Source organism: Sutterella sp. (genome assembly GCF_030539355.1).
In the GTDB taxonomy this organism is placed as follows: Bacteria; Pseudomonadota; Gammaproteobacteria; order Burkholderiales; family Burkholderiaceae_F; genus Sutterella.
The window spans coordinates 1-6,719 of sequence record NZ_JAUNSF010000133.1 but is presented as its reverse complement, the minus strand read 5'-3'; the positions used below and the strand labels follow the sequence as shown (position 1 = coordinate 6,719).

The following is a 6,719-nucleotide window of genomic DNA, read 5'->3' as shown; positions in this document are numbered from 1 at the left end:
AAGGACCTGCTCACCTTCATATCCGTTTTTTGTGTGATTGCGCCGCAGGGACTAGCATCCTTAAATTGGATTCCGGTCTGACGCCTCCCTCAGCGGCCGGCTCGCCCACTTCCACCTCCGTCATTCTCCATGCTCACACAGCGTCCGACACCCGCCTTTCTCTCCCAGGAGGCCGCGCGCAGACTTCCGCGCTACGCGCTTCTCCTGCTCCTCGCCGCCTTCATTCTGAGCGGCCTCGCGTCGCAGGACCTCTGGACGCTCAGGGACGCGGAGACCTTCGGCATTGCGCTCGAGATGGTGCGCGGAGGCGCCGCCGAGTGGCTCATGCCGCAGATTGCGGGCGAGTGGGTGACCAGTACGGGACCGCTTCCCGCGTGGATCGCCGCGGTATTCATGAAGTGCTTCTCGGGCCTCGCGGGCGACGTGGGCGCTTACCGCCTCACGAGCCTCCTCTGGTTCGCCATCTCCACCGCGGCCATCTGGTACGGATCCTGGCGGCTTGCCCGCCGGCAGGAGGCCCAGCCCGTCGTCTTCGCCTTCGGCGGCGAGGCGGCGCCGAAGCACTACGGCCGCGCCGTCGCCGACTGCGCCGTCCTCTTCTTCGTGGCCACCTTCGGCATCCTCGCGCGCCAGCACGAGCCCGTGCCCGGAACGGTGCTTCTCTCGCTCGCCGCGGTGAACCTCTTCGGGCTCGCCATGACGCTGCGCCGCCCCTGCGCCGGCGCCTTCGTCACGGGCGTCACCGCCGGCCTCACCGCCCTCACGACCTCGGTTCTCCCGGGTCTCGTGATGCTCGGCGCCGCGGTGACCATCCATGCCTTCGCGCGCACCTTCCCCTCGAGCCGCGACCGCCGCATCCTCTGCGTGCTCGCGGGCGCCGTTCTTCCCGCCGCGCTCTGGGCCGGTCTCATCGCGCTCGCAGCCCCCGAGGCCGGACTCGCCTGGCTGCGCGAATGGGCGGTCGGCCAGGCGCAGCTCCTCAATCTCGCCGACGTTCCCGCCATCCTCTGGATGAGCCGCACGACGCTCTGGTTCCTTCTGCCCGCGTGGCCGCTCGCGCTCTGGGCGCTCTACAGCTGGCGCCGCCAGCTTGACCGCACGCACATCCTCGTGCCCGCGACGCTCGTGATCGCCTCCGCCGTGGGCGGGCTCTTCACGACCCAGACGGGCGCCGAGCCGGTGCTCCTCGTCTGCGTGCCGGGGCTCTCGCTGCTCGCCGCATTCGGCCTCACCACGCTGCGCCGCGACCGCGAGAACCTGCTCGACTGGTTCGCCATCTCGATCTTCAGCGTGACCTTGATCGCGCTCTGGCTCTACTGGATCGCCGCGGGCCTTGACTTCCCGCCCAAGATGGCCCGTTCGATCGAGATGCTCTCGCCCACGTTCGACCCCGAGTTCGGGTTCGGCCCCTTCATGGCGATCGTCTCGGGTCTGCTCTGGATCGTCTTCGTCGCCTGGCGCCTCACGCACCGTCCGGTCGTCATCTGGCGCGGCCCCTGGCTCGCCGCGGCCGGCATGACCGCCACCGCGGTCACCTTCCTCGGTCTCTGGCACCCGGCCGTCGACCTCACCCGCTCCTACGCGCCGATCGCGCGCGAGGCGGCACTCGAGGCCCGTGACCTCACCGGGAACCCGGACCCGCTCGTGAACGGCGACGGCCTCCCCGGCGGCGTCCGCGCGCTCTTCGCCTACTACGGCCCCGTGCACTTCACCAGCGGCAGCGAGACCTCCTCGCTCAAACTCGTGCGCGTCAACCGCAGCTTCATCCCTGCCGAGGCGGTGACGGCCGCGCTCGCCCGTCCTCACACCGACGAAACCTTCTACCTCGTAACCAACTCCGGCCACTGACCAGACAGATGACCACCCCGACTCATCTCGCCCCGCCCGACATCTCGCTGCGGGCGATGCTCCGCCTCGCCGGTCCGATCTTCATCGCGAACATCGCCATCATCGGCAGCGGCACGATCGACACCATCATGGGCGGCCAGCTCGGCCGCGAGCACCTCGCCGCCATCGCGCTCGGCATCTCCGCGACCATCTCGGTCCTGATGGGCCTCGTCGGCATCCTGCAGGGCCTCTCGCCCGTCGCCGGCCACCACTTCGGCGCGCGCAAGTTCGGCGACATCGGCATCGACGCCGGACAGAGCCTCTGGCTCGTGCTCTGCTTCTCGATGATCGGCGTCCCGCTGCTGATGGCCACCGACTTCTGGATAGAGCTGGGCGGCGCCTCGGGCGAGGTTGCGCGCATGGCGAGCCAGTACATGTTCTGGACCGCGCTCGCGCTTCCCGGCTCCATGGCCGCGCGCGTCTACATCTCGCTCAACGCCGCGGTCTCGCGCCCGCGCGTGACGATGTACGTCTCGCTCGCGATGCTCGCCCTCAAGGTGCCCTTGAACGCCGTCTTCATGTACGGTTTCCTCGGCTGCCCCGCCATGGGCGGCGCGGGCGCCGGCGTCTCGTTCTTCGTCCTCACCTACCTCTCGCTCATCGCGTACTGGGTGATCTGGCGCCGCGACCCCTACTACCGCGCGATGCACGCGCCGGGCTTCGTCATGCCCGAGGCGAAGCGCCTCTGGAACCTGCTGAAGATCGGCGTGCCGATGGGGCTCTGCACCTTCTTCGAGGTCTCGAGCTTCACGCTGATGGCGATCTTCGTCTCGCGCCTCGGCCCGACCATCATCTCCGCGCACCAGATCGTCGCGAACCTGACGAGCATGTGCTACATGATCCCGCTCTCGATCGGCATCGCGACCTCGGTGCTCATCTCGCAGTCCCTCGGCGCCCGCTGGCCCGGCGTCGCGTACGCGTGCCTCAAGCGCACGCTGCGCGTGATGGTGACGATCGCCGTCATCGTCTCGGTTGCGCTCTACCTCTTCCGCGACGCCGTCGTCTGGCTCTACACGGGCGAGGCGCAGGTGCATGACCTCGCCACGGCGCTCCTGCTCTTCGGCTGCCTCTACCACGTCTTCGACGCGCTGCAGTCGGTCTCCGGCTTTGCGCTCCGCGGCTACCGCGTCACCTTCGCCCCGATGATCATCTTCGGCGTGATGCTCTGGGGCGTCGGCCTCGGTCTCGGCTATCAGTTCGCCTTCGGCGCCGAGTGGGCGGGCGGCCCCTACGGCGTCTACGGCTTCTGGGGCTCGACCTCCGTGGGTCTCCTCCTCACGGGCGTCTCGCTCACGGCGATGGCGATCTGGGTCGGCCGCCAGTTCGCGAAGGACGACCGCCACACACCCGAGGAAATCGCCTCGGCCTCGGGTCTCAAGCTCTGAGCGCCTGACGCCTCCCCCGGAAGGAGGACCTTGACCTCCGCCGCAATACGCAGCCGCCGGGTTCCGGCGGCTGTGTTATTTTGATCTGCCCGACAGAACAAGAACCGCCTCACCCTCAAAGGGAGGCTCAAGAGACCCCATGTCCACAATCCTCTTTCCCTCGCCGATCTTCGGCCCCGTTCACTCGCGCCGCCTCGGCATCTCGCTCGGCATCAACCTGCTGCCCTCGGACGGCAAGGTCTGCTCCTTCGACTGCATCTACTGCGAGTGCGGCCTCAACATGAGCCACCGCCCGCACCTGAGGATGCCCGCGCGCCAGGAGGTCCGCGAGAAGCTCGAGGAGAAGCTCACCGAGATGGCCGCCCAGGACCTCAAGCCCGACGCGATCACCTTCGCCGGCAACGGCGAGCCCACGGGGCACCCGGAGTTCGCCGGGATCGTCGACGACGTGCTTGCGCTCCGCGACCGCTTCTGCCCGAAGGCGAACGTCTGCGTGCTCTGCAACGCCTTCTACATCCTCAAACCCGCGGTCTTCGAGGCTCTGAAGCGCGTCGACCGTCCGCTCCTCAAGCTCGACACGGTGAACCCCGACTACATCCGCCTCGTCGACCGCCCGCAGGGCCGCTACGACCTCGACGCGATCATCGAGCGCATGAAGGAGTTCAACGGGCGCTGCGCCATCCAGACCATGTTTCTCACGGGCACGTGGCAGGGCACGAACGTCGACAACACCGGCGACGAGTACGTCGAACCCTGGCTCGAGACGCTCAAGGCGATCAACCCCGAGCTCGTCACGATCTACACGATCGACCGCGAGACCCCGGACAAGTCGCTCGCCAAGGCTTCGCGCGAGAAGCTCGATCAAATCGGCGAACGCGTCCGCGCGCTCGGCTTCGAGTGCACCGTGAGCTACTGATCGCCGTCCGTCAGTTCATCGATTTCTGAAAAAAGCAGGGCCCCGCATTTCCACGGGGCCCTGAGCTTTTATAGGGGGATCAGAACGGCTTACTGGGCGTTCGTGTAGCGATGCTCACGGAGCGCGGCGACGCGGTCCTCGATCGAGGGGTGCGTGGCGAAGAGCGAGCCGATGCCGCCCGAGATGCCGAAGCCCTTGACGGCGCCGGGGAGCTCGTTCGGGGTGATGCCGCCCAGGCGCTGCAGCGCGCGGATCATCGGGGTCGTGGAACCCATGATGTCAGCGGCGCCCGCGTCGGCGTGGTACTCACGGTAGCGGCTGAACCAGGCGACGACGATCGAGGCGAGGAAGCCGAGGCAGATGTCGAGGACCATGCTCGTGACGTAGTAGCCGACGCCCGGGGCATCCTCCTCGTTGCGCAGGATCTGGCGGTCGACGACCCAGCCGATCACGCGCGAGAAGAAGACGACGAAGGTGTTCATGACGCCCTGCAGGAGGGTCATCGTGACCATGTCGCCGTTCTTGACGTGGGAGAGCTCGTGGGCGAGAACGGCCTCGACCTCCTCCTTGTTCATGAGGTTGAGCAGACCCGTGGAGACCGCGACGAGCGAGCTCGAACGCGAGGCGCCGGTCGCGAAGGCGTTGGGCTCGCCCTCGTAGATGCCGACCTCGGGCATCGGCAGGCCGGCCTTCTGGGACTCGCTGCGGATCACGTCAACGAGATAGCGCTCGACGGCGCCGTTGGGGTTGTTCGTGTCGATCATCTGCAGGCCCATGGACATCTTCGCCATGGACTTCGACATGAAGAGCGAGATGAGGGAGCCAGCGAAGCCCACCACCATCGAGAAGACGAAGAGGGCTCCGAGATTGAGCGAGCTGCCGCTCATCGTCCCGAAGTCGATGCCGAACACCATCGAGATCACGGTGAGGCACACCGAGAGCATGATGAACACGGCGAGATTCATGAGAATCAGCAGGCCGATGCGCTTTAACATGGCTGTTTTTTTCCTTGTATGAGGTCTGGTGACTGTTCCGGCAGGATCCCCTCTGGGAGAGGATGGCCGGCGAGGGAGCGGAGGACCGGGTCTGATGCCGGCGGCTTCTTTTTCCGCCCGCGTCAGACAATTTTACGATCACGCAAATTGGCGCCTCCCCCTGAGGGGAGGCCTGTTTGTAACAAATGGGCGGTATGTGTCGCTGCTGACTCACCCGCGGCGGGTGTCCTCGATGCGGCGCGGCGAGAAGCTGTCCCAGGCGCCGCAGCCGAGGCAGTGCCAGGAGAAGGACGAGGCGAGGAAGCCGCAGCGCTTGCACTGGTGGCGCGACCACTTGCGGGCGTTGCGCTCAAGAAGGCCGGCGACGAGCTTCGTCATCTCGTCCTCGGGGTTGCCCTTCAGGCGCATCTGCATCATAGCCATGTAGGCCGAGAGGCTCGGGTGCTTCTCGAGCATCTCGCGGGCGAGTTTCTCGGCGGCGGGAACGCCCTTCCAGCCGGCGATGCGGCTCAAGGCCACCTCGAGCACGTCGGCCGTGCCCACCTTCTCGGTGAGCTCGAGGAGCAGGTCCACGGCGCCGGCCTGGTTGCCCGCGGCGGCCATCGCATCGGCGAGGTGCCCGAGCACGAGCGGCGCGTAGTCCGGCGTCTTCTCGATCACGTCCTTCCACCAGCGGACGGCCTCCTCGCCCGCGCCCTCGGCGACCGCGACCTTGGCGATCGTCATCGGCACGCGCGGAGTGGCGTCGCGGTAGCGCAGGAGCGGCTCAACGAGGAGCCTCGCCTCCTCGACCTTCTTCATGCGCAGCGCAATGTCGATGCGCTCGCAGTAGAAGTGCGCGATCTCGTTGGCGTGGTTCTCCCCGGCCTGGGTCTCAAGGAGCCTCGCCGTCTCGGTGGCGGCGGCCCATTCATGTTCGGTGACGTAGATCTTGAGAAGTTCCCTCAGCGCATGCAGGTGCTCGGAGGGGACGTTCGAGAGCTTGCGGTAGGCGGCCTCGGCGCGGTCGAAGAACCCGGCGCAGAGGAAGTCGCGCGCGAGCTCCTTCAGCGCGAGCGCGCGCTCCTCGTCCGAGAGGTCCGCGCGGTTGTAGAGGTGACGGTGAAGGCGGACTGCTCGCTCGAACTCGCCGCGGCTCCTCATCAGATTGCCGAGCACGCGCTCGAGCTCCGTGAGCTCGGGGTCCACGCGCACGACCTCGATGAAGGCGTCGATCGCCTTGTCGGGCGCGCCGTCAAGAAGAAGCGCGAGTCCGCGCGAGCAGACCTCGGGAACCTTCGCGGCGCCGCCCCGCTGCCGCTGATCCCATCCCCGGCACCACCAGCCGGCGAAGAAGAGGATCGGAACGAACAGCAGATACCAGTAATCTAATTCCATGGCGGACCAGGATCGGTGTAAGGGCGTCATCTGCCTGTCAGACACGCAATATCGGACGATTTGCGCGTGCAGAAGACGGAATTTTGCAATTTTACAGCGACAAGGGGATATCACAAAATCCTGCCGCTCCCTCCCCTCGGACCGACAGACGAAAAAAAA

General features: G+C 66.8%; 5 protein-coding genes. 3 read left to right on the top strand and 2 right to left on the bottom strand.

What is annotated here, in order from left to right:
- Nucleotides 1-129: 129 nt before the first annotated feature.
- The 3 genes from Q4F91_RS12410 (at nt 130) to Q4F91_RS12400 (ending at nt 4,188) form a co-directional block, all read left to right on the top strand.
- Entirely contained in the window at nt 130-1,848 is a 1,719-nt protein-coding gene (locus tag Q4F91_RS12410; RefSeq protein ID WP_303338041.1) for a glycosyltransferase family 39 protein, read from the top strand.
- An 8-nt stretch (nt 1,849-1,856) separates the two neighbouring features.
- A complete protein-coding gene (locus tag Q4F91_RS12405) occupies nt 1,857-3,272 on the top strand; it encodes an MATE family efflux transporter (RefSeq protein ID WP_303338040.1) in 1,416 nt (471 codons plus the stop codon).
- Nucleotides 3,273-3,411: 139 nt separating this feature from the next.
- Nucleotides 3,412-4,188, top strand: a complete 777-nt coding sequence (locus Q4F91_RS12400) for a radical SAM protein (RefSeq protein ID WP_303338039.1) — start codon at nt 3,412-3,414, stop codon at nt 4,186-4,188.
- Nucleotides 4,189-4,277: 89 nt separating this feature from the next.
- On the opposite strand, the gene htpX is transcribed toward Q4F91_RS12400, so the two are convergent.
- Both htpX and Q4F91_RS12390 read right to left on the bottom strand, forming a co-directional pair.
- Nucleotides 4,278-5,183 (bottom strand): protease HtpX, encoded by a 906-nt coding sequence (htpX, locus tag Q4F91_RS12395; RefSeq protein ID WP_303338038.1) that lies wholly within the window; start codon nt 5,181-5,183, stop codon nt 4,278-4,280.
- A 210-nt stretch (nt 5,184-5,393) separates the two neighbouring features.
- The gene (locus Q4F91_RS12390) at nt 5,394-6,560 is read right to left on the bottom strand and encodes a lipopolysaccharide assembly protein LapB (protein WP_303338037.1); all 1,167 of its coding nucleotides are present in this window, start codon (nt 6,558-6,560) and stop codon (nt 5,394-5,396) included.
- Between the last annotated feature and the right edge of the window lie 159 nt (nt 6,561-6,719).